Source organism: Nocardia araoensis NBRC 100135 (assembly GCF_000308435.1).
Lineage (GTDB): Bacteria > Actinomycetota > Actinomycetes > Mycobacteriales > Mycobacteriaceae > Nocardia > Nocardia araoensis.
Window position 1 is genome coordinate 64,387 of record NZ_BAFR01000189.1, and the last position, 20,120, is coordinate 84,506.

The 20,120-nt window shown below is 68.0% G+C and carries 18 protein-coding genes; 7 read left to right on the forward strand and 11 right to left on the reverse strand.

All coding sequences use genetic code 11. From position 1 onward, the window contains the following. Window positions 1-11: 11 nt before the first annotated feature. Both ON21_RS25040 and ON21_RS39455 read right to left on the reverse strand, forming a co-directional pair. On the reverse strand, window positions 12-797 hold the full coding sequence (locus ON21_RS25040) for a tyrosine-protein phosphatase (protein ID WP_051021316.1): 786 nt from the start codon (window positions 795-797) through the stop codon (window positions 12-14). After that, a complete protein-coding gene (locus tag ON21_RS39455; protein WP_083880866.1) occupies window positions 787-2,949 on the reverse strand; it encodes a pyruvate, phosphate dikinase in 2,163 nt (720 codons plus the stop codon). The genes ON21_RS25040 and ON21_RS39455 overlap by 11 nt, the downstream gene beginning before the upstream one ends. A 356-nt stretch (window positions 2,950-3,305) precedes the next feature. Between ON21_RS39455 and ON21_RS25050 the strand changes: the two genes are divergently transcribed. Continuing rightward, on the forward strand, window positions 3,306-4,934 hold the full coding sequence (locus ON21_RS25050) for an AMP-binding protein (RefSeq protein ID WP_083880867.1): 1,629 nt from the start codon (window positions 3,306-3,308) through the stop codon (window positions 4,932-4,934). Window positions 4,935-4,983: 49 nt separating this feature from the next. On the opposite strand, the gene ON21_RS25055 is transcribed toward ON21_RS25050, so the two are convergent. From ON21_RS25055 to ON21_RS36055, 3 genes are read right to left on the reverse strand one after another with little or no spacing between them, the layout of a single operon-like run. Continuing rightward, a complete protein-coding gene (locus ON21_RS25055; protein ID WP_245562717.1) occupies window positions 4,984-5,379 on the reverse strand; it encodes a hypothetical protein in 396 nt (131 codons plus the stop codon). An 11-nt stretch (window positions 5,380-5,390) separates the two neighbouring features. Next, entirely contained in the window at window positions 5,391-6,044 is a 654-nt protein-coding gene (locus ON21_RS37345; protein WP_157170959.1) for a 2'-5' RNA ligase family protein, read from the reverse strand. Then, window positions 6,025-7,392 carry an NsdA family TPR-like regulatory protein gene (locus ON21_RS36055; protein ID WP_051021317.1) on the reverse strand — a complete coding sequence of 456 codons (1,368 nt, stop codon included), beginning with the start codon at window positions 7,390-7,392 and terminating at the stop codon, window positions 6,025-6,027. The genes ON21_RS37345 and ON21_RS36055 overlap by 20 nt, the downstream gene beginning before the upstream one ends. An 826-nt stretch (window positions 7,393-8,218) precedes the next feature. Here ON21_RS36055 and ON21_RS39330 point away from each other — a divergent pair. Beyond that, window positions 8,219-8,371, forward strand: coding sequence for a hypothetical protein (locus tag ON21_RS39330; RefSeq protein ID WP_169332730.1), 153 nt, complete (start codon window positions 8,219-8,221; stop codon window positions 8,369-8,371). Between the two features lie 36 nt (window positions 8,372-8,407). Here ON21_RS39330 and ON21_RS25080 read toward each other — a convergent pair whose 3' ends face one another. The 4 genes from ON21_RS25080 to ON21_RS25095 are packed head-to-tail and all read right to left on the reverse strand — an operon-like array spanning window position 8,408 to window position 12,495. After that, a complete protein-coding gene (locus ON21_RS25080; RefSeq protein WP_039801512.1) occupies window positions 8,408-9,226 on the reverse strand; it encodes an SDR family NAD(P)-dependent oxidoreductase in 819 nt (272 codons plus the stop codon). Window positions 9,227-9,284: 58 nt separating this feature from the next. Then, window positions 9,285-10,016, reverse strand: a complete 732-nt coding sequence (locus ON21_RS25085) for a glucose 1-dehydrogenase (protein ID WP_039801513.1) — start codon at window positions 10,014-10,016, stop codon at window positions 9,285-9,287. After that, on the reverse strand, window positions 10,016-11,725 hold the full coding sequence (gene kstD, locus ON21_RS25090; RefSeq protein ID WP_039801515.1) for a 3-oxosteroid 1-dehydrogenase: 1,710 nt from the start codon (window positions 11,723-11,725) through the stop codon (window positions 10,016-10,018). Before kstD ends, ON21_RS25085 begins: the two co-directional genes overlap by 1 nt. 14 nt (window positions 11,726-11,739) lie before the next feature. Further along, the gene (locus tag ON21_RS25095; protein WP_039801517.1) at window positions 11,740-12,495 is read right to left on the reverse strand and encodes a glucose 1-dehydrogenase; all 756 of its coding nucleotides are present in this window, start codon (window positions 12,493-12,495) and stop codon (window positions 11,740-11,742) included. Between the two features lie 210 nt (window positions 12,496-12,705). Here ON21_RS25095 and ON21_RS25100 point away from each other — a divergent pair, with 210 nt between their 5' ends. The 3 genes from ON21_RS25100 to ON21_RS25110 all read left to right on the forward strand — a co-directional run bounded on the left by ON21_RS25100 (window position 12,706) and on the right by ON21_RS25110 (window position 15,252). Further along, window positions 12,706-13,833, forward strand: a complete 1,128-nt coding sequence (locus ON21_RS25100; RefSeq protein WP_039801519.1) for an LLM class flavin-dependent oxidoreductase — start codon at window positions 12,706-12,708, stop codon at window positions 13,831-13,833. A 27-nt stretch (window positions 13,834-13,860) separates the two neighbouring features. After that, on the forward strand, window positions 13,861-14,619 hold the full coding sequence (locus tag ON21_RS25105) for a glucose 1-dehydrogenase (RefSeq protein ID WP_039801521.1): 759 nt from the start codon (window positions 13,861-13,863) through the stop codon (window positions 14,617-14,619). Between the two features lie 249 nt (window positions 14,620-14,868). Continuing rightward, complete coding sequence (locus ON21_RS25110) at window positions 14,869-15,252, forward strand: VOC family protein (RefSeq protein WP_051021319.1); 384 nt, start codon at window positions 14,869-14,871, stop codon at window positions 15,250-15,252. Window positions 15,253-15,280: 28 nt separating this feature from the next. Here the strand turns inward: ON21_RS25110 and ON21_RS25115 are convergent, their stop codons facing one another. Together ON21_RS25115 and ON21_RS25120 are read right to left on the reverse strand one after the other, a co-directional pair. Continuing rightward, the gene (locus ON21_RS25115; protein WP_063821122.1) at window positions 15,281-16,813 is read right to left on the reverse strand and encodes a flavin-containing monooxygenase; all 1,533 of its coding nucleotides are present in this window, start codon (window positions 16,811-16,813) and stop codon (window positions 15,281-15,283) included. Window positions 16,814-17,413: 600 nt separating this feature from the next. After that, a complete protein-coding gene (locus tag ON21_RS25120) occupies window positions 17,414-18,046 on the reverse strand; it encodes a TetR/AcrR family transcriptional regulator (RefSeq protein ID WP_039801523.1) in 633 nt (210 codons plus the stop codon). 96 nt (window positions 18,047-18,142) lie between these two features. Here ON21_RS25120 and ON21_RS25125 point away from each other — a divergent pair, with 96 nt between their 5' ends. Further along, complete coding sequence (locus ON21_RS25125) at window positions 18,143-19,036, forward strand: metal-dependent hydrolase (RefSeq protein ID WP_039801525.1); 894 nt, start codon at window positions 18,143-18,145, stop codon at window positions 19,034-19,036. Then, entirely contained in the window at window positions 19,033-20,085 is a 1,053-nt protein-coding gene (locus ON21_RS25130) for a PDR/VanB family oxidoreductase (RefSeq protein WP_039801527.1), read from the forward strand. The genes ON21_RS25125 and ON21_RS25130 overlap by 4 nt, the downstream gene beginning before the upstream one ends. The last annotated feature ends 35 nt before the right edge of the window (window positions 20,086-20,120 follow it).

Genomic DNA, 20,120 nt, shown 5'->3' on the forward strand with positions numbered 1-20,120 from the left:
GAGGCGATCTCTTATTCCGGCGCGATCAACACTTCACGCAGACGCACCAGTTCCGCGGTGGTGAGCCCGCTGCTCAGCAACCATTCCGCTGCGCCGCCGTGGTCAGCGGACAGTTTCGCGAGGAAACGCCCCATCACCTCGGCCTCGACGCCGAGAATGCCGGTACTCACCGGGGGCAGCCCGGTGTAGGACGGGAGCGCGTCGAGCCGGTCGCGGACCCGGTGCATGCGTTCACCGGTCAGGGCGTAGTCGGCCGCGATCGCCTCCGGCGGTACGCCCACCGCGTCCAGCAGCACCGCCGCCAGCACGCCGGTGCGGTCCTTGCCCGCCGCGCAGTGGAACAGCACCGAGTGGCTACCCGAGTCGACGACCAGGCGTACCGCCGCGACGACGGAGTCGGCGCTGCCCGCCAGCAACTTCTCGTACAGGTCCACCAGATCCACCCGGCTGGAATCGGGCACCAGATCTCGTGCCGCCAGCGAGGATTGCGGCGATTTCCGCACCGGCAGGCAGACCCGCCGCACGTCGGCGCCGGCCAGCAGGCCGTAGCCCTCGCGCTCCACCTCGTCGGGCAGCCGCAGATCGATCAGGGTGCGCAGACCGATCGGCCCGAGCAGTTTGGCCAGGTCGGACTCGGTGAGATTCTGCGGCGTGCTGGAACGGTAGACGACCCCGAAACGAGTGGCGCCCCCGCCCCGCACGGGCAGCCCGCCCAGGTCGCGGACATTATCGATCTGGGCGAACTCGACCCACCGTTCCTGTGGCGCGGTGGATTCGCCCGTGATGTCAGTGGGCACGGCCGGCCGCCGCCTCGTCGGCGCGGTTCAGGCCGCACAGTCCGATCAGGTCCTCGTGCAGCTCGAACCACACGGTGTGGTAGCTGTCGAGCACGGGTCGCGCGACCCATGCGTGATCACCGGCGGCGATCCGCTCGATCGCCTGCGCGAAGCGGGCGGAGTACCGGGCCAGCCGCGGCGCGACGTCGCCGATCCGCCGCAGCAGCGGTTGCACGGCATGGTGCAGGTCGGTCAGCCTGGTCAGGACCGCACCGTCGTACTCGGCGTCGGCGTGGTCGTTGACGGTGGCCGGGTCCTTCATCTGCCATGCGGTGACGATTTCTTTCAACACACCGTTGAACTCGCAGAATTCGGCATAGACGGAGGCGATCGCGGCCCGATCGACTGCCCGTCGCTCCAGCGTCAGCAGGCCATCCAGGTGTCGGCGGCCTTCCGGTGTGAGCCGCACGCCGATCGGTGTCGCTGCGCACCAGCCCCCGGCCACCAGTTCTTCGCATCGAGCGGCGACGGTCTCGGTGGGCGCGCCTACGCCCGCGGCCAGCGCGTCGTGAGCGGCCCGGCCTTTGATGCCGATCAGCCGCAGCAGACCGAGGTCGGGAATGTCCGTCACCGTCGCCGGTGCTGCCGCGTGTGCCTTCGCCGAGGCGTCGGTCGCCCGCGCGTCGAGCCAGGTCGCCAACCCGTCGATGTCGGTGCCCGCCCACCCGGCCAATCGTGCGACGTCGGCGAGGGTGGCGGCATCCACGGGTTTGCCTTCGACCCGGCCCGGCCAGACCGTGCCCGCGCCGCCGTCCACGGTCACCACCCGACCAGCCAGTGCCGCGACGACACCGGGGCCGCACCCGACCACGCACGGCCTGCCGATCTCGCGACCGACCAGCGCGGCATGCGAAGTGGCTCCGCCCAATTCGGTGACGATCGCCTTGGCGGCGATCATGCCGTGCAGGTCGTCGGGGCTGGTGGTCGGGCGTACGAGGATCACGTCCTCGCCCGCCTCCGCGCGGCGCTCGGCCTCGTGCGGATCGGTGACGACGACACCCGAGGCCAGGCCGGGACACGCCGCTTCGCCGCGAGCAAGCGGTGTCCCGCTGTAGTCCCCGGTCGCCGGACGCAGCACGGTGCGCACCTGGTCGGCGGTGATCCGCTTCAGTGCCTCGTCGGCGCCGATGAGCCCTTCCTCGGCCATCGCCACCGCGGCGCGCACGGCCGCGCGCGCCGAGCGCTTGGCGGGCCGCGACTGCAACAGCCACAAGGCGCCGGATTCGACGGTGAATTCGATGTCCTGGATATCGCGGCCATCGCGTTCCAGCAGGCCTGCCGCCGCGACGAGTTCGGCGTGCACCCGGGGCAGCAGCGTCGCCAGTTCGTCGAGCGGTCGCGGAGTGGTCCGGCCGGACACCACGTCCTCCCCCTGCCCGCCCACCAGCCATTCGCCGAACAGCGCGCGTTCCCCGGTGTTCGGGTTGCGGCTGAACAGCACGCCGGTGCCGGACTCGTCGTCGAGGTTGCCGAAGACCATGGCTTGGACGGTGACGGCGGTACCCAAGGTTCCCGGCACGCCGCGATTGCGTCGATACGTCTGCGCCCGAGGCGAATCCCAGGACCGGAACACCGCGCTGATGGCCGCGCGCAACTGCTCCCAGGGATCCTCCGGCACCGCACCGGCAGGGTCGCCAAGCACGGTTTCGCGATATTGGGCGCGGAACCGCTCCCGGGTGTCGGCCGCGTAGCCCGGGTTCCCGGTCTCCGCCGCCAGCGCTCGCGCTACCGCCTCGTTCATGCCGAGGTTCAGCACCGTGTCCATCATCCCGGGCATGCTCACCGCGGCGCCCGAGCGGACCGATACCAGCAGCGGGCGGGTGCCGGAGCCGAAAACACGTCCGGTGCCCCGCTCCAGGGCCGCGATGCCCGCTCGGACACCGTGCCAGATGTCCTCGCCGATCTCCCCGCGCGTCGAGAAGTCGGCCCAACCCTCGATGGTGATGACGAACGCGGGCGGCACCGACAGGCCGAGCGCGCGCATGCGGTTGACGCTCCACGCCTTCCCACCGATGCGGTCCCGGGACAGCGAACAGGCGCCGTCGAGTTCGACGACCGGCCCCGCGCCCGCTGCCTCGTCGTTTCGCTCCACTAGCTCTGCTCCGGCCGTCATGTCACTCCTTAGCAATCACTGAACGCGCTGCGCTCCAGCGCGATTCGGATCTCCTGCGACGGACCGTGCCCGGCGCGAACCGCGGCGCACACCTGTCGCTCGATTCGAGCCTGCCGTGCCGCCGGTCACCTGCCGTACCCGTGGTCCCGGTGAGCAGGACGACCGGCGCCGCATGAGCCGACCGGCCCGCTGTCCGAAGCTGCCGGGCGCTGCCCTCGGCGCGCAGCGCCGCGCCGGTGCCGATATCCGCACGGGGCGGCGCTGCGCGATCTCTCGACCGGGATCGGGTTCCCGGTCAGCGGGATGTCCGGCGGCGATCGGACCGTATCGAGCTGCCGGTGCGGCACGATCGGGGCATGGATCGACGGCGGGCGGCCGGTGGGCTCGGAACAGGATCGGCTTCCGCGCCCGACCGTCCGCAGCACGACTCCGCGACGATTCCGGCGGTGCTGGCCGAGCGGGCACGCCGCGACGGCGCGCGGCTCGCGGTGATAGCGCCGGGGCAGCTGACCTACGCCGAACTCGCCGCGGCGGCGCAGCGCGTCACCCGGGCGGTGCTGGCGCGATCGGTGCGGCCCGGTGACCGGGTGGCGATCTGGGCGCCCAACACCCCGCGATGGATAGTCGCCGCGCTCGGCGTGCTCGGCGCGGGCGCGACGCTCGTGCCCATCGGCACCCGCCTGCGCGGTCCAGAGGCCGCCGACATCCTCGCGCGCACCCGCTGCCGCATGCTCCTGACCGTGGGTGCGTTCCTCGGCGTCGATTACCCGGAAATGCTGCGCCAGGCCGGGCGCTCGCTGCCGGAGTTGCGGACCACCGTCCTGCTCGACGAGGTGTCCGAGGATTTCTCGTGGTCGCGTTTTCTTGCGCTCGGCGACGAAGTATCCGTCGCAGAGGCATGTGCCCGGAGCCGGTCCGTACACCCGGATTCGGTCTCCGACATCCTCTTCACCTCCGGCACCACCGGAATACCGAAAGGCGTGCCGTCCACCCACCGGCAGACGATCGAGGCGTTCAGCCACTGGGCCGACGCGGTCACCCTGTCCGGCGAGGACAGATATCTGCTGGTCAACCCCTTCTCGCACACCTTCGGCTACAAGGCGGGGATCATCGCGTGCCTGCTGCGCGGCGCCGCCATGGCGCCGATGGACCGATTCGAGCCGGAGCAAGTGTTCGATGTGATCGAGCGCCGCCAGATCACCGTGCTGACCGGTCCTCCGACCCTCTTCCACGACCTGCTCGCGCACGGCGGTCCAGTCGGCCGCGATCTGAGTTCCCTGCGCCTGGCGGGCACGGGCGGTTCGAGCGTGCCGACCGAATCGGTCGAGCGAATCCGCCGAGAACTGGGCGTCGAAAAGGTCTTCACCGGTTACGGGTTGACCGAATCCACCGGCGTCGCCACGGTCTGCACCCCCGACGCCCCCGCGAGACTCCTCGCCGCCACCGCAGGAAAGGCGCTGCCCGGCGTGCGGATTCGGATCGTGGACGATTCCGGACGACCGCTACCGGTCGGATCACCCGGCGAGATCGTGATCTCCGGCCCCAACGTGATGCACGGCTACCTCGACGACCCCGCCGCGACAACGTCCGCCATCGACTCGGGTGGCTGGTTGCACACCGGCGACATCGGCACCCTCGACACCGACGGCTACCTCCGCATCACCGACCGCCGCACCGATACGTTCATCGTGGGCGGATTCACCGTCCACCCCGCCGAGATCGAGCGAATCCTGCACACCCGCCCCGACATAGCCGAGGCCGCGGTAGTCGGCGTCCCCGACGCTCGTCTCGGCGAAGTCGCCCACGCCTACGTCGTCCCCCACGGCCTCACCGAAATCGACCCCGCAGAGATCATCGCGTGGAGCCGCACCCGTATGGCCGGATTCAAGACCCCCCGCCACATCGAGGTCGTAGCCGCACTACCGCGAAACGCCAGCGGCAAAGTCCTCAAACGCGTCCTGCGCTCGCAAGGGTCCCAGTCCTGAGCACTTCAGAGCCCTGCCCACGCCTACAACGGTGCCCGTTGGGTGTGCCCTACGAGGCGGCGGTGGACCCGGAGACTTCCACTCGGCGCTCTATCGCTTCGAAAATTCCGATATCGGTCTTCTTCTGCCACTCGGGCAACTGCTCCCACGGCGCGATATAGCCAGGCTTCGGGTCCGGTATCCGCGCCAGAATCTGCCCGATCCAGCAGATCGCCACGAATTGCCCTTTCAGCTCCGGACTCAGGCGCGCTGCCGCATTCCGCGTGAGTTCGAGGAAGGCGACCACCTGACCGTAGACCGCCGCCGCACTGGCCCGCTCCCAGTCCCGCACGTCCTCCCAGGGAGCCATGTAACCGTCCTTCGGCGTACCCGGATAGTAAGCGGTGACGCCGGCGATCCAGGCTTCGCGGAAGACCCTGCCGCCATGGTCGTCGTCATTACTCACAGTGCTCCTCATCAATGGGGGACCGACGAACATGTCGGCGGGTTTTGGTCGCCAGTCAGCGGGATGCGCGCCGTGATTTTCCACGAGTACGAGTGGTCATGGCGTTCCAAGGCCACCATGACCGCCTCGGTAACCGCCACCGCCACCCTTTCGATCGTCGGATTCGTTCTCACAGCAATGGCAGCGGCCTTAGCCGACAGATCACCGCCGAGCGGATAGGCGATCGTTATATGCGGTTCGGAGAGCGAATCTTTCACTGGTGCGTCCGGGAAGACGGCCCGTGTTGCCATGCGCAGAGTGTCGCGGAGGGCGCGTACCGGCTCGGCAGGAACGACCGCGAACCCTAACGCACCCCGCAGGTCGGCGAGACGCTCAACGGTCACAGTGAAAGGTTTCTGATATCGACCAGCGCTTCGTGCCGCCCGCTCGACGGATTCGAGTTGTTCCGGTGAACTTTGGCCGTCGTAGGCAATACGGTCGAGCGTCAGATGCAGACCATCCGGGTGAACCGGATAGAAGGAATCGGCATCCAACACCTGCTGGCAGCGTTCAGCTAGTGATCGTACGTTGGGAGCGTTTTCGAAAGTCAAGAACCAGTAGTGACCGAGCAGGCCGACCCGCCGCTCCTGCTCTTGAACGTGCGAGCTATCCATGTTGCCCATCATGATCCGCCACATTCACCAGCGCCTCCCGTACAGCACGCAGTTGTATCGTTTCTCCCCATCTGGCGCCCGCCTCCTGCAAGAACTCCGCGCTCCGCCGCCGGACTCGCATCATCGCCTTGCCGGGGGACACATCGAGCGCATCGAGCATGATCGCGGCCGCTGCGTCCAAGTCGGCGTTTTCGGACAGAACATGCGAACGAGCCAGGTCGATCATCACCAGCGAACGACCCCACGGGGATTTCGCACCCGTCATCTCGGGCAACGCAAGCCGCACATACTGCTCGACCTTGTCCGGGATCGCCAAGGACAGGTACGACGTGGCCGCGTTCCCGGCAACCTGCGCCGCGTCATAGCTCTCGAGTGCGATGCTGGAAGGAACCGCCGCCGGGGCACAAGCGCGCGACAAGCGTTCATATGCCTCGTCAACCGCGTGATGCACCCCCTCGGCATCACCCATCTTCCCCATCGCTCGCGCGACGCCGTTGATCGCAAGCCGCACGCTTTGCGGTCCGGCACCGGCGAATCTCAGACCGTCCTGTGCGTAGCGCAGCGCTTTATCGTACTGCCCGGCATAGTATTCGCAGAAGCTTTGCATGCCGCGAGCCCATGCCACGAGGTTGTTGTTCTGCGCATAGTCGCCGAGGTGAAAAGATTCCAGGCAATAGGCACGTGCCAGTGGGAAATCTCCACACCCCACCGCTGTATAACCAAGCAATCCTGACGTTTCGCATGCGATCTCGAACAATTTCTCCCGCTGCCCCGGGTGACCACACTCGTCGATGAGTTCAGCGAGCCGAACACGCTGCTTCCGGAGCGGCGGAACGAGCGCGAATGGATCGAGATTTTCGTACCGGGCAATGGTCTGAAGCGTGCAGTCTTGCAACTGCTGAAGAATTTCGGGATCGATCGACCGGTTCAGCTTGTGGACGCGAGCGAGCACACTGAGCAGCTCTTCACCGCCACCGCCACCGTGACCGGACAGCGGCAATCCGCGCACTGCACCGCACTCCCGGTGCGAAGTGCCGGTCGCTTCGTCGTCTCCCGGCGCAGCAGTCACACGCGTCGAGCGGCAGGTCGGCGCCTGGTGCCTCTTCCGCCACGCAGCCTCGCCTTCGGCCACGATCTGCTCGAATCGTGCCCGGTCCTCGGGAGTGGCTTTGAGGTCGAGGGTCGTGTCCAGGATCGCTTGTGTGCCCGACCGCGGCCTGACGGAACTCAGGCCGGTGCGCCAGTTGTTGACGGTTGTCGTCTCCAGTCCCAGTAAGGCGGCGAAGTCCCGGACCGATCGCCGCATCGCTTCTTGCAGCGCCACCGCTTCGAAGCCGGTCCATGCCCGTCCTCTGACCATTCCCCCACCTTACGATTTGCCATCTGAACTGGGAAAACGCGCACGTGAGACGAACACTACCCGACCATTACACGATCGCGCGCACCAATGGCAGACAGGCACTGTTGTTTCCGGTGCCCGACACCAAGCTGACGCCGTACTCCCTAGGACGGCGCACCCGCCCCGGAGAGCCGGGGTAGGTGGCGAGAGCCCTTGGTGGCGGGCGCCTTCGACCGATCCATACTGTTTCGCAGAGAAGGTGTTCACTCGATGCCATACGCGGCGCTCGCCATCCACCAACTCGCCACCATGACTCCGCTTGGCGTTCATCCACCACCCGAGCAGCGCCTCACGGTCGGCCGGTCGCACACGGTCGTGCATTTCCGCAGAGCTTGTCGAGGCGCGGAATATCCCCGCAGAGCAACCGCATTAGAGGCGCTGACCGCAGCCGGGCGCGTTGCCCCGTCCGCCGACGAACCACAGTGATCCGCAATGCCACCCGCTCTCCCGTCGCGGCATATCCGCCGTATCCACATCGAGATCGGCTCGCTGGCTATGGATTACCAAGCCCGCGCCGACCAAGCGCAGAGCGTCGCAGAGCAACTGGCACATGGATTCACCGCGCTGATTGTCACGGTCGATGACGACGTGCGTGCCGACCTACCGCCGCTCCCATGCGCCGGATTATGGGATTGACCTCTCGGCGCGCACTCGTGGGGCCTCGCCAGGTGCCTGAATGCCGAGGGGAGCACATTCCGGTGTCCTCCGGAGCGGCGGCACCGGCAGGGAGGCCGTGGTGACTTTCTCAGATCCGTCACAGCACAGGACGTTTGTCCAAGCAGACGGCATGCTTGCCGAGTTCATGTGTCAGGTGCGCCTACTGGAGTTGACCCGCGAACGCGCCCGTGAGCTGCGGTACATCCACCGCCTGCATCGCCCGGATGAGTGCATCGTGCACCTGGAGGCAAGTTGTCTGTTGCTGATCGAGGACGACGACTGAGTGTCCGGCGGTGGTGGACCACCGCCGGACGTGCTGTCAGGCGACCTCGTTCTTCATCTGGGCGGTGAGGATCTTCTGATACCCCGCCCCGAAAAGCCTCGGCAGCCAATCGATCACGTGGGCGTCCGCGCCGATCAGGATCTTCGCCTTGTTCTTGCGGATCCCGTTGACCATGACCCGCGCGGCGTGCTCCGGGGTGGTCTTGGCCAGGCGGTCGAAGTTGGCGGCCAGCGCGTCGCGATCACGATCGCCGCCCGCCCGCGCCTTCCACGCGATCTCGGTCTTGATCATGCCCGGGTGCACGCTGCTGACGCCCACCGGGTGCCCGGCGATATTCATTTCCTGCCGCAGCGCGTCGGTGAAGGCGCGAATGGCGAATTTCGTCGCGCTGTAGGCGCCCTGGCTGGGGCAGGCGGCCAGGCCGAACATGCTCGACACGTTCGCGATGTGGCCGTCACCGGAGGCGACGACATGGGGCAGGAACGCCTTGGTGCCGTAGGCCACGCCCCAGAAGTTGATGCCGACGATCCATTCGAAGTCCGCCCAGCTGAGTTCTTCCACGTTCGCGGTCAGCGAGACTCCGGCGTTGTTGACCACCAGATTGATCCGGCCGAAGTCCTCGGCCACCTCGTCGGCGTGGCGGTACACCGCCTCCCGGTCGGTCACATCCAGCTTGTAGGCGCGGGCTTGCGCGCCTTCTCTGCCGCACAGTGCCGCGGTCTCGGCGACGTTCTCCACGTTGCGGCCCGACAGCGCCAGCCGGGCGCCGCGTCGGGCGAGCTCGATCGCCAACGCCCGGCCGATGCCCGCGCCCGCGCCGGTGATCACCGCGGTCCTGCCCTCGAAGTTCTTCACGGTCGATTTCCTTGTCTCGCGCGGCGGTCGGTCCGCCGGTTTGCCCTGCCGGAGGTCTTCACAGGCACGTGTAGCCGCCGTCCGCCACGAATTCCGAGCCGGTGCTGAAACTCGACTCATCGCTGATCAGGAACAGCACCAGGTTCGCCAGTTCCTCAGGACGGCCGGGCCTGCGGATCGGCTGGTTGCCCGACATGCCCTGCGAACGTGCGGAATCCGCGGTCATCTCGGTGACCACGACACCGGGGTGCACCGAGTTGACGCGGATGTCGTCGGCGGCGAACTCCTGCGCGGCGGTCTTGGTCATGCCGCGCACGGCCCATTTGGACGCGGTGTAACCGAGGATGTTGGAGAAGGCGATGATGCCGCCGATCGAGGAGATGTTGACGATGGAGCCGCTTCCGGCCCGGCGCATCGACCCCAGCACCGCCTTCATGCCGAGGAAGACCCCGACCTGATTGACGTCGATCACCCTGCGGAAATCGGCTTCCGACAGCTTCTCGATCGGATCGACGTGGACGATCCCCGCGTTGTTGACCAGGCCGGAGACCGGCCCGAAGACCTTCTCGGCATAGGTGACCGCGTCGTTCCACGCCGATTCGTCGGTGACGTCGAGCGGGAGGAAGGTCGCCGCGTCGCCCAGCTCGGCGGCCAGCGCCACGCCATCGTCCACCAGGACGTCGCCGATCACCACCCTGGCGCCCTCGGCGACCAGCCGCCGCGCGAAAGCCGCGCCCATTCCCCTGGCACCGCCGGTCACGATCACGTTCTTGCCGTCGACGCGTCCCATCAACGCGCTCCTTCCGATGTCTGTGCCCGCTGTGCGGTCGATCCCGTCCGCTCGCCTGCGATGTGGCCGGCCGCGATGTAGCCGAACACCATGGCGGGCCCGATGGTCGCACCCGCGCCCGCGTAGTCGTTGCCCATCACCGAGGCCGAGTTGTTCCCCGCCGCGTACAGGCCGGGTATGGGCCGGTCGTCGCTGTCGAGGACGCGCGCGTGCTCGTCGGTGACCAGACCGCCCTTGGTGCCCAGATCGCCAGGCACCATCTCGACGGCGTAGAAGGGGCCCTGCTCGATCGGCGCCAGGCACGGATTCGGCCGCACCGTCGGATCGCCGTAGTAGCGGTCGTACGCGGAATCGCCCCGGCGGAAGTCCTCGTCGCGACCGGCACGGGCGAAGCCGTTGAACCGCTCCACCGTCGCGGCGAGCGCCGCGGCCGGCACGCCGATCTTCGCCGCGAGTTCGGCCAAGGTGTCGGCCTGCCGGATGATCCCGGCATCCAGATACTTCTGCGGGAGGGGACGTTTCGGGAAGTTGCCAAGGAACAGGTACCGGTCCCGGAACCGCTGGTCCATGATGAAGTACGCCGGAATGTGCCCCACACCCGCCGCTTCCTGCTCGTACATCTTGTGCACCACGTTCACGTACGGCGCCGATTCGTTGACGAACCGCTCGCCCGCGTGGTTCACCATGATGCCGCCGGGCTGAGAGCGTTCGGCCAGACAGAAGAACGGCGGCCCGTCGGGATTGCGCACGGACGGGCCCCACCAGGCGTCGTCCATGAGATCGACGGCGCCACCGGCCTTCTGGCCCGCGACGATGCCCTCACCGACATTCTCGGTCGCGCCCACTGTCCAGTCGGTGGACTGGGGGCCGCTCATATACTGTTGACGCATCTGCAGGTTGTGCTCGAAACCGCCCGCCGCCAGCACCACGCCGCGGCGCGCCTTGATCACCACCGGCGTCCCGTCGCGCTCGGCGCGTACGCCGACCACCGCGTCGCCCTCCGTGATCAGTTCGGTCAGCGGCGTGTTCAGCCACACCGGCACCCCCGCGTCGCGCAGCGACAACCACAGCCGGGCCGCGAGCGCCTTGCCAAGACTCAGCGGCAGCCGCCCGCGCAGCTTGTTCCCCACTGCCTGGATGCCGACCTTGATCGCGGTGCGCTTCCCGGCCCAGGTGCGGGCGATCATGTTCAGATCGTGGAAGTCGCTGACGGTGAAGGCGATGCCTTTGGGACCGGACATGGTCGGCTGGTTGATCTTGTGCAGGTCGCCGCCGAGCAGCCGTCCGTCCAGCGGGGCCGGCTCGATGCTGCGTCCCTGGGCCAGACCACCGGGGAATTCCGGATGGTAGTCGGAATAGCCGCGGTCGTAGACGAATTCCCAATATCTGCTGCGAGCGCCGAGATAGCGCATCATCTCCGGTCCGCGCTCGAGGAAGGCCCGCTGTCTGGCCTCCGGAACCCGATCGCCCACCACCGCGGCGAGATAGGTGCGGGCCAGTTCCGGGCTGTCGGGCACGCCTTCGCTTTGCAGCACTGGGTTGTTGGGGATCCAGATGCCGCCGCCGGACCGTGCGGTGGAGCCGCCGAACGCGCGGCTCTTCTCGATCAGCGTCACCGACAGTCCACGGTAGGCGGCCGTCAAGGCGGCGGTCATGCCAGCGGCGCCGGAACCGACGACCACCACGTCGAATTCGAATTCCTGAGTCATCACATCGCTTCCTGTCAGTAGCCGCAGCCGGTGAGCATGCCGCCGTCGACCACGAATTCGCCTCCGGTGCAGTAACTGGCCGCATCCGAGGCCAGGAACACCGCCACGTGGGAGACCTCGACGGGCTGCCCCCAGCGCGGGATCGGCAGGCTCGCGAAGAACCCGTCGCCGTCGACGCCGGAAGCGCCGGACACCGCCGCGGTCATGGGCGTGGCGATGCCGCCAGGGTGCAGCGAGTTGACCCGGATGCCCAGGTGCCCCAGCTCACGGGCGGCCGACTTGGTGAGGCCGCGGATCGCGAACTTGCTCGCGCTGTAGGCGGAAAGCCCGGCGGCGCCGACGAACCCCTCCACCGAGGAGACGTTCACCACCGAGCCGCCTCCGGTCTCGGCGAGCGCGGGCGCGGCGGTCTTGATGCCGAGCCAGGTGCCGGTCACGTTGACCGACATGATGGCGCTGAAGTCCGCCAGCGCCATTTCGGCGATCGGCACGAACCGCAGGATGCCCGCGTTGTTCACCACCGCGTCCAGCCGCCCGTAGTGCTCGACAGCCTCCGACACCGCGGCGGACCAATCGGCTTCACTGGTCACATCGTGGTGCACGTATCGCGCGGCCTCGCCCAGTTCCGCGGCCAGCGCCGTTCCCTCGTGATCGAGCACGTCGCCGAACACCACCCGCGCGCCCTCGGCCACGAACTGCCGCACATGCTCGGCGCCCATCCCCCGTGCCCCGCCGGTGACCAGCGCCACCTTGCCGTCGAGTTGTCCCACCGATTTCCGTCCTCTCTGACCGTCGCTCGAGACCGACGCTAGGACGCCCACCGGGGCACGGCACCGGACGGTCCCGGCCAGCGGGACTGGCTCCTGACCTGAGAAGTTCCGGCGGTCATATTTCGATTAGGCATACAGCTCCCGACCGTCCCGCAGCGGGACCAATCACCCCGACGAAACGCCCGATCGGGCGATCGACAAGGAGACCGGATGAAGTTCTCGATGATCTTCGAGGCCCAGATGGCCAACCCCTCGCGCGAGCACGAGCACCAGGTGCTGCGCGACTGCGTCGAGCAGGCGGTGCTCGCCGATCAGATGGGATTCGACACCGTGTGGGCGGTCGAGCACCACGGCTTGAAGTGGTACGCCCACATGAGCGCCCCGGAGGTCTTCTTGACCTGGGTGGCCGCCAAGACCGAGCGGATCCGGATCGGGCACGGCGTGGTGTGCATGCCGTTCAACTTCAACCACCCGGTGCGGGCGGCCGAGCGCGCCGCGATGCTCGATGTGCTGTCCGGCGGCAGGCTCGACCTCGGCGCGGGCCGCGGCGCGACGCCGGTGGAGACCTCCATGTGCGGTGTCGACCCCGAGCGCACCTACCAGGAGGTCGAGGAGTCGCTGCGGATGATCGGCAAAGCGTGGCAGGACCCCGAGGGCGAATTCGAGTACAACGGCGAACTGTTGCAGGTCTCGCCGCATTCGCTGCTGCCGCGGCCGGAGCAGCTGCCGCATCCGCCGCTGTTCATGGCCTGCACCAAGAAGGACACGCTGAAGATGGCGGCCGACTACGGAATCGGCGCGCTGGTCCTGGGTTTCGCGGGTGTGGAGGAGATCGCGGAACTGCGGCGCACCTACGACGAGGCGATCGCCGCGCGCACCGGTGAGCGATTCGTGTCGACCGTCGTGAACGATCACTTCGCGGCGCTGTGCCCCACCATCGTCCTCGACGACCGGGAAAAGGCCCAGCAGATCGGCGCCCGCGGCCAGCGCTTCTTCGCGCAGTCCATCAAGCACTACTACGGCGCGGGCCCGGCTCCGGACGAGGCGGTGGACCCGAACGCGGACGAAGTCGCCGCGATCAAGCAGGCGGCCGACGATCACGTGGCCTACCTGCACGAGGCCAAGATCCCCGTGAAGACCGGCGCGACCTCGGTGTTCAACGTCGAGCACGCCTACGGCAGCCCCGAGGACGCCATCGCCTACGTCGAGCGTCTGCAGGCCGCGGGCGCCGACGAGATCCTCTGCCTCATCCAGATGGGCACCGTGCCGCAAGAGGCCTGCCTGGAGACCATCCGGCACTGGGGCGAGAAGGTCATTCCCCACTTCCGTAACAGCTGATCCCGGCAAGACATCGAGGAGTTCGACATGGTTGACCTGAGTGGGAAGGTGGCCCTGATCACCGGCGCCGCCAGGGGGCAGGGCGCCGCCGAGGCGCGGCTGTTCGTGGCACGCGGCGCCCGCGTGGTGATCACCGACGTGCTGGAAGCCGAAGGCACGCGACTGGCCGAATCGCTCGGCGCCGCCGCACGTTTCGTCCGGCACGACGTCAGCCGCGGTGACGACTGGGAGGTCGCCGTCGGCACGGCGGTCTCCGCGTTCGGCAAGCTGGACGTCCTGGTGAACAACGCCGCCATCTACACGGCGAAGCCGCTGACCGACACCGCGCCAGAGGAATTGGAGGCCATCCTGCGCGTGAATCTGGTCGGTCCGTTCCGCGGCATCCAGGCCGCGATCGAGCCGATGACGCGGGCGGGCGGCGGATCGGTCGTCAACATCTCCTCGCAGGCGGGCCTGGAGGGACTGATGGGTCACTCCGCCTACGGCTCTTCGAAATGGGGACTGCGCGGACTGACCAAGACCGCCGCGCTCGAGCTGGGACCGGCGGGGATCCGGGTCAACTCGGTGCACCCGGGCCCGATCGCGACACCGATGGTCCCGTACCTGACCACCGGCCCCGGCAGCTTCCCGTCCTTGCCGCTGCAACGCACCGGCGCGCCGGAGGAGGTCGCCGAACTGGTCGCGTTCCTGGCCTCCGACGCCTCGGCCTACATCACCGGCGCCGAGGTGACCATCGACGGCGGTCTGGCGGCGGGCAAGTTCCTGCCGCCGGACCCGCAGCAGTAGCGGAAGGCCGCGATGCCGAGGTGCGGGAACGACGGATTCCCGGCCCGCAGGGCGCGCCCGAGATCCGGGTCCGGATCTATGGCCCGCGGCAGCGGTGCAGCCGCACATGTTCCACGGCTTCATGAGCATGGCCGACAACCTTCCCGAGGCGGTGCCGGCCAACACCGCCGCCTACGCGGCCGTACGCGCCGCCCACGCCGAGCGGCGTTCCTGAACGCGCCCGCACCACGCACTGTTAGGGAACCATTCATGACGATCCAACGGATCGGCCCCGCCTACCCCACCGAGGATCTGCCCGCCGCCGTGGCGCTGCTGACCGCCGTCCTGGCTACCGAACCCACCGTCGTCGACGGCGACCGCTGGGCCCAGTTCGACAGCAACGGCGTCCGCGTGATGCTCGCTGGCACCGACCGCGCGGACGACAGCCCGTTTCTCGCGATCAAGGTCGACGATCTGGATGCCGCGTTGAACCGGCTGCGCAGCAAAGGTTTCGACGCGGCACAGCCGGTCGTCGGACCGCACGAACGTCGCGCCGCGCTCCGGCCTACGCCCGGCTCCGCCTGGCACATCGCCCTCTACGAACCGATCGGCTCGGGCGCGAATCCGGCCGATCGACCGGGAACACCGCGGTAGCGGCGAAGAGCAGCTCGGCCGAGCTTGCTCATTCCGAGCGGATTCCCGCGGTCGGTTCCGGTGCGGACTGCCCCGGTTCGAGTGGATCCGCCGGATCGGGAGGAACCGCACAAAACGATTCGGACGGCGGTCGCCGTAATGCGCGATCGAAAGCACGCGCCGAGGCGGGCCACGGGTTGGTGACGCGCCCGCTGTCGTGCTTGTACCAGCAGCTCGGTTCGGTGGCGGGCCACACCGTCGCGGCGACCGCTCGCTCGAGCCACTGCTGGTGTGCGCGCATCGCGGTCATCCTGACCTCGATGGCGGACGCACCGATCCGATCCCGCCAGCGCAGGCAACGGATGATGTAGTCGACCTGGCACTCCTTCATTTCCGGGTTGCTGCCCGCGGGGTTGAAACTGTTCGGCCCGGCGATCAGGAAGGCATTCGGATAGCCCGGGACCGCAACGCCCAGCAGCGCGGTCGCTCCGGAGCGCCACTGGTCGTGCAGGAGCACCCCCCCGCGTCCGCGCACGGTGATGGGGACCAGGAATTCCGGAGCGCGGAAACCGGTGGCGTAGATGATCACGTCGGCCCGATGGTGTGCGCCGTCGGCGGTGCGCAGTCCGTCGCGGGTGATCCGGGTGATCGGGTCGGTGATCAGCTCGACGTTCCGGCGGCTCAAGGCCGAGTAGTAGTGGCTGTCGAAGATGATGCGCTTGCCCCCGATCGGATAGTCGGGTGTGAGTTTCGCTCGCAGCCCCGGGTCCGCGATCCGGCGGTGCAGGTACCGCCGGGCAGCCCATTCGGCGGGCCGCGCCGACCACCCTCGGTGCATGATCGGCGCGAGCAGGACGTCGCCGCCGTAGTACAGGACTCGGCGATAGAGACGGTGAGCGCCGGGCAGCCGCAGCGCCGTTCGAGCGAGCGGCCCGAAATGGGCGGGCGGCTTGGGCAGCACCCAGTGCGGCGTGCGCTGGAAGACGCGGACCTGACGGGCGATCGCGGCCAGCGCAGGCAACATCTGGGCCGCGCTGGAGCCGTTGCCGATCACGGCCACGTCCTTTCCGCGCAGGTTCTGCTCGTGATCCCATCGCGCGGAATGGAATGACGGTCCGGCGAAATCCGCCCGGCCGGCGAGATCCGGAATATGCGGCCGGTGCAGTTGGCCCACAGCGAAGACCACCACGTCGGCGAACACCCGCTGGCCCTCGGAGGTGGTCAGCTCCCACCCGCTCTCGGCTTCCAGATACCGCGCCGCACTGATGGCGGTGCCCAATCTCAGATGCGGAACCAAACCGTGGTCGGCGGCGACCCTGCGCAGATACTCCAGTATCTCGGCCTGACGTGGATATCGGACACGCCGACTCCGGTACGGCGCGAACGAGAACGAATACAAGTGCGACGGCACATCACAGGAGCACCCCGGATACGTGTTGTCCCGCCAGACCCCGCCGACGTCGCCGCCCCGTTCGAAGATCACGAAATCGGTGATCCCGGCCCGTCGCAGCCCGACTCCCATCCCGATACCGCCGAAGCCCGCTCCGACGACAGCCACCTTGCAGGTCATCGCGATCGCCACCCCTCCTCCTTTTCCTCACACAGTCAACATGCAGCTACCTGATCTCTTCGTTGGCTGAAGGCTTCTGGATGGAAAGACATCGAGCGATGCCTCACCGCACGGGCACGGGCCAGATGTACGGAGCCACAGTGAAACACCGTCTTCGACATGATCAGCGGCACGATGCTCGACGACCCGTTCACGATCGCGCGGACACCAGTCGCGACGCGGTCACCGCCTGGCTGCCCCTCTAATAGCACACCGTCCGCTATTTGCGGGCGGATGTCGCGTGGCTTTGCCGCCGGCAGGGCCGAGTGTCACGTCGGCACGACCGCGCGGGAGATGCCGAGGACCGGTTTCGCCGAACGCGACAGATTCGACGTGGCGCTGGTCAACGGCACATCCGGGATCGCCAAGTGGACGAGATCATCTTCCGACCGAGCTGGAACACGTTGCGCCGCTGGGGAACAGCCAATCGGCCGCCACCTGCTCCAGTCCCGGCTCGCCGCGACAGCGCAAGGCCGGAGACGTCACCCCGCACCTCAGACCACGGAGTACAACTGAGCGTTCGCCCGTTGGACATCTCCGCGCGGCATTCCAGAGCCCGGGAACGTTTCGGCGTCAGCGGGGCGCGGCGTTCGATCCGGTCACCACCGGCACCAGGTACTTCCGCGCGAAAGCGTCGAGTTGCTCGTCGGTCCCGAGTTCGGTGAGCCCGTGCGGCGCGAGGATCAGCGAGTGGACGATCCGGCACACGATCTCCGCCCGAGTGGTCAGATCCGTTGTCGGCGGGAGGATCCCTCGTTCGACGGCCCGCTGGAGCGCGGTGGCGGTGGCGTGGACCGACATCGCGAACGGACCCGCGCCGTCGACGGTGAGTTTCAGGACCACGCGCGCCGGTTCCAGCGCCAGCATGCGCTCGACGAGCGGATTCGTGCGCCAGCGGGTGAGCACGGTGACGAAGATGTCGGCGACGAGATCGCCGAGCTCGTCGTGCCGGTCGACGATCTCGGTGATCTCGGCGAGCACCGCGGCCACCTCGCGGCTGATCACGGCCTGCACCAGGTCGTCGCGGCCACCGACGTTCCGATAGACCGTCACCCGGTCCACACCGGCCTTCCGGGCCACCTCCTCGACCGTCGTCTTCTTGACGCCGACCTGCTCGAAGAGCACCAGGGCCGCGTCCAAGATCCGGGTGACGAGGCTACCGGCGACGTTCTCGCTGCTCACAGTGGACTTCGACGCGGTGGACATGAGCCAACGCTAGCAAAATAGGCCTCTCCTGCAACATTCGGCCCGAGTTGTTGCTGCAACATTGCAATACGATTTGTTGTTCTGTACGGTCGAGTCATGGCTGAGCAGGTGGGCGCGACGCAGCGCCGGTATCGCGACGAAGCGCATGCCATCCATGCGCGCGACGTCCGTTTCGATTTCGACTCCGTGCCCATGCACTACGTGCCGGGCGAGGCATTGGCCACCCACATCGTCAATGTGATGCACCTGGTGCTGCCCGAAGGTGAGCGCGCCATGGCGCAGGCACTGGCCGAAGCCCTGCCCCACATCGACGACGAGCGATTGCGGGAGGAGGTCACGGGGTTCATCGGTCAGGAGACCATGCACGCGAACAGTCATGAAGCCGCGCGCAGGCATTTGCAATCGATCGGCTTGGACGTCGACTCCTACGTCGCCAAAGTCGCCTGGCTGGTCGATCGCATCCTCGGCGACCACGGCCTGACCGGCCGCGCGCGCGAGGAGTGGCTCAAGGAACGGCTGGGCCTGTTCGCGGGTATGGAGCACTACACCGCGGTACTCGGGGAGTGGCTGCTCGATGCGGACATCCTCGAGCAGAAGGGCATGCATCCGGCGATGCTGGACCTGGTCCGATGGCACGGCGCCGAGGAGGTGGAGCACCGCAGCGTCGTCTACGACGCCTTCATGCACCTCGACGGCAGCTACGCGCGGAAAGCCCGCACGGCGATCCTGGCCAGCGCGACGTTGCTGCCGCTGTTCATCGTCTCGACCGCCTATCTGTACCGGAAGGACCCGTCGCCGGAGAAGGGCCGCTTCTGGGGGCTCCAGTTCTGGAGCGCGACCCGGCGTGGCGTCATCCCGAAGTGGACGGTCTTCCTCACCGAGATGCCGCGGTACCTGCGTCCGGGTTTCCATCCGTCGCAACTGGGCCCGATGGACAAGGCCCTGCGCTACCTGGCGCACTCGCCGGCCGCGCGGGAGGCGCACCGATGACCCGATCACCTGCCCTGGCCGAGCGCACCGCGCCCGCGGGACTGCGCCTCATCGGCGATGTCATGGACATCTACCGGAAGGTGTTCGTCACCGGGCGCACCGCCACGCTGCTGTCACGCCCGAACGCCGTGCGCCGCACGGGTTTCGATCTGGATACCACGATCGTCGCGATCGAACGCGAAGCCGCCGACGTGGTGAGCCTGACGCTGCGCGCGGCCGGTGGCGGGCCGCTGCCCGCTTGGCGGCCGGGGGCGCACGTGGATGTCTTCTTGCCCTCGGGCCGCCAGCGCCAGTACTCGCTGTGCGGCGACCCCAGCGACGGCCTCCGGTATCGCATCGCCGTGCGGCTCATTGCCGAAGGGGACGGCGGATCGCGCGAGATCCACCAATCGCTGCGGGTCGGCGATCGTCTGCGGATTCGCGGGCCGCGCAACGCGTTCACCTTCATCGACGCGCCGTCGTATCTGTTCCTCGCGGGCGGTATCGGCATCACCCCGATCCTCCCCATGGTCAAGGCCGCGGGGGCGCGGGGGCGCCTGGTGTACGTCGGCCGCTCGCGCGCGACCATGCCGTTTCTCGCCGACTTGCCGGACGCCGACATCCGACCCGACGACGAATTCGGTCCCCCGCATGTCGCCGCACTGCTGGCTCGCGCCACACCCGGTGCGGCGGTGTACGTGTGCGGGCCCCCGCCCATGCTGGAGGCGGCGCAGCGGTGCCTGTTCGACCTCAACCCGACGGCCTCGCTGCACACCGAACGGTTCTCCGCCCTCCCGGTCGTCGACGGCGCGGAATTCGACCTCACGCTGGCCCGCACCGGGACCACCGTCCGGGTCGCGGCCGACGAAACGGCGCTAACCGCCATCCACCGGGAACTGCCGAACACCCCCTACTCCTGCCGACAGGGTTTCTGCGGCACCTGCAAGGTCGCGGTCGTCTCCGGCGCCGTCGACCACCGTGACCGCGCGCTCACCGCCGCCGAACGCGAGAACCAGATGCTGGTCTGCGTCTCCCGCGCCGCGAGCGATCACCTCGTGGTCGACCTCTGAGACCGCCACACGAAAGGGACAGCGTTGTCTATCCG

Excerpts from the sequence above, each read along its gene's own strand:
- ON21_RS25105 (WP_039801521.1), top strand. The coding sequence starts at position 13,861 with ATGGTTGACCTGAGTGGGAAGGTGGCCCTGATCACCGGCGCCGCCAGG.
- ON21_RS25125 (WP_039801525.1), top strand. The coding sequence starts at position 18,143 with ATGGCTGAGCAGGTGGGCGCGACGCAGCGCCGGTATCGCGACGAAGCG.
- ON21_RS36055 (WP_051021317.1), bottom strand. The coding sequence starts at position 7,392 with ATGGTCAGAGGACGGGCATGGACCGGCTTCGAAGCGGTGGCGCTGCAA.
- ON21_RS25085 (WP_039801513.1), bottom strand. The coding sequence starts at position 10,016 with ATGGGACGCGTCGACGGCAAGAACGTGATCGTGACCGGCGGTGCCAGG.
- ON21_RS25100 (WP_039801519.1), top strand. The coding sequence starts at position 12,706 with ATGAAGTTCTCGATGATCTTCGAGGCCCAGATGGCCAACCCCTCGCGC.
- ON21_RS25120 (WP_039801523.1), bottom strand. The coding sequence starts at position 18,046 with ATGTCCACCGCGTCGAAGTCCACTGTGAGCAGCGAGAACGTCGCCGGT.
- ON21_RS39455 (WP_083880866.1), bottom strand. The coding sequence starts at position 2,949 with ATGACGGCCGGAGCAGAGCTAGTGGAGCGAAACGACGAGGCAGCGGGC.
- ON21_RS37345 (WP_157170959.1), bottom strand. The coding sequence starts at position 6,044 with ATGATGGGCAACATGGATAGCTCGCACGTTCAAGAGCAGGAGCGGCGG.
- kstD (WP_039801515.1), bottom strand. The coding sequence starts at position 11,725 with ATGACTCAGGAATTCGAATTCGACGTGGTGGTCGTCGGTTCCGGCGCC.
- ON21_RS39330 (WP_169332730.1), top strand. The coding sequence starts at position 8,219 with ATGCTTGCCGAGTTCATGTGTCAGGTGCGCCTACTGGAGTTGACCCGC.
- ON21_RS25110 (WP_051021319.1), top strand. The coding sequence starts at position 14,869 with ATGACGATCCAACGGATCGGCCCCGCCTACCCCACCGAGGATCTGCCC.
- ON21_RS25130 (WP_039801527.1), top strand. The coding sequence starts at position 19,033 with ATGACCCGATCACCTGCCCTGGCCGAGCGCACCGCGCCCGCGGGACTG.
- ON21_RS25050 (WP_083880867.1), top strand. The coding sequence starts at position 3,306 with ATGGATCGACGGCGGGCGGCCGGTGGGCTCGGAACAGGATCGGCTTCC.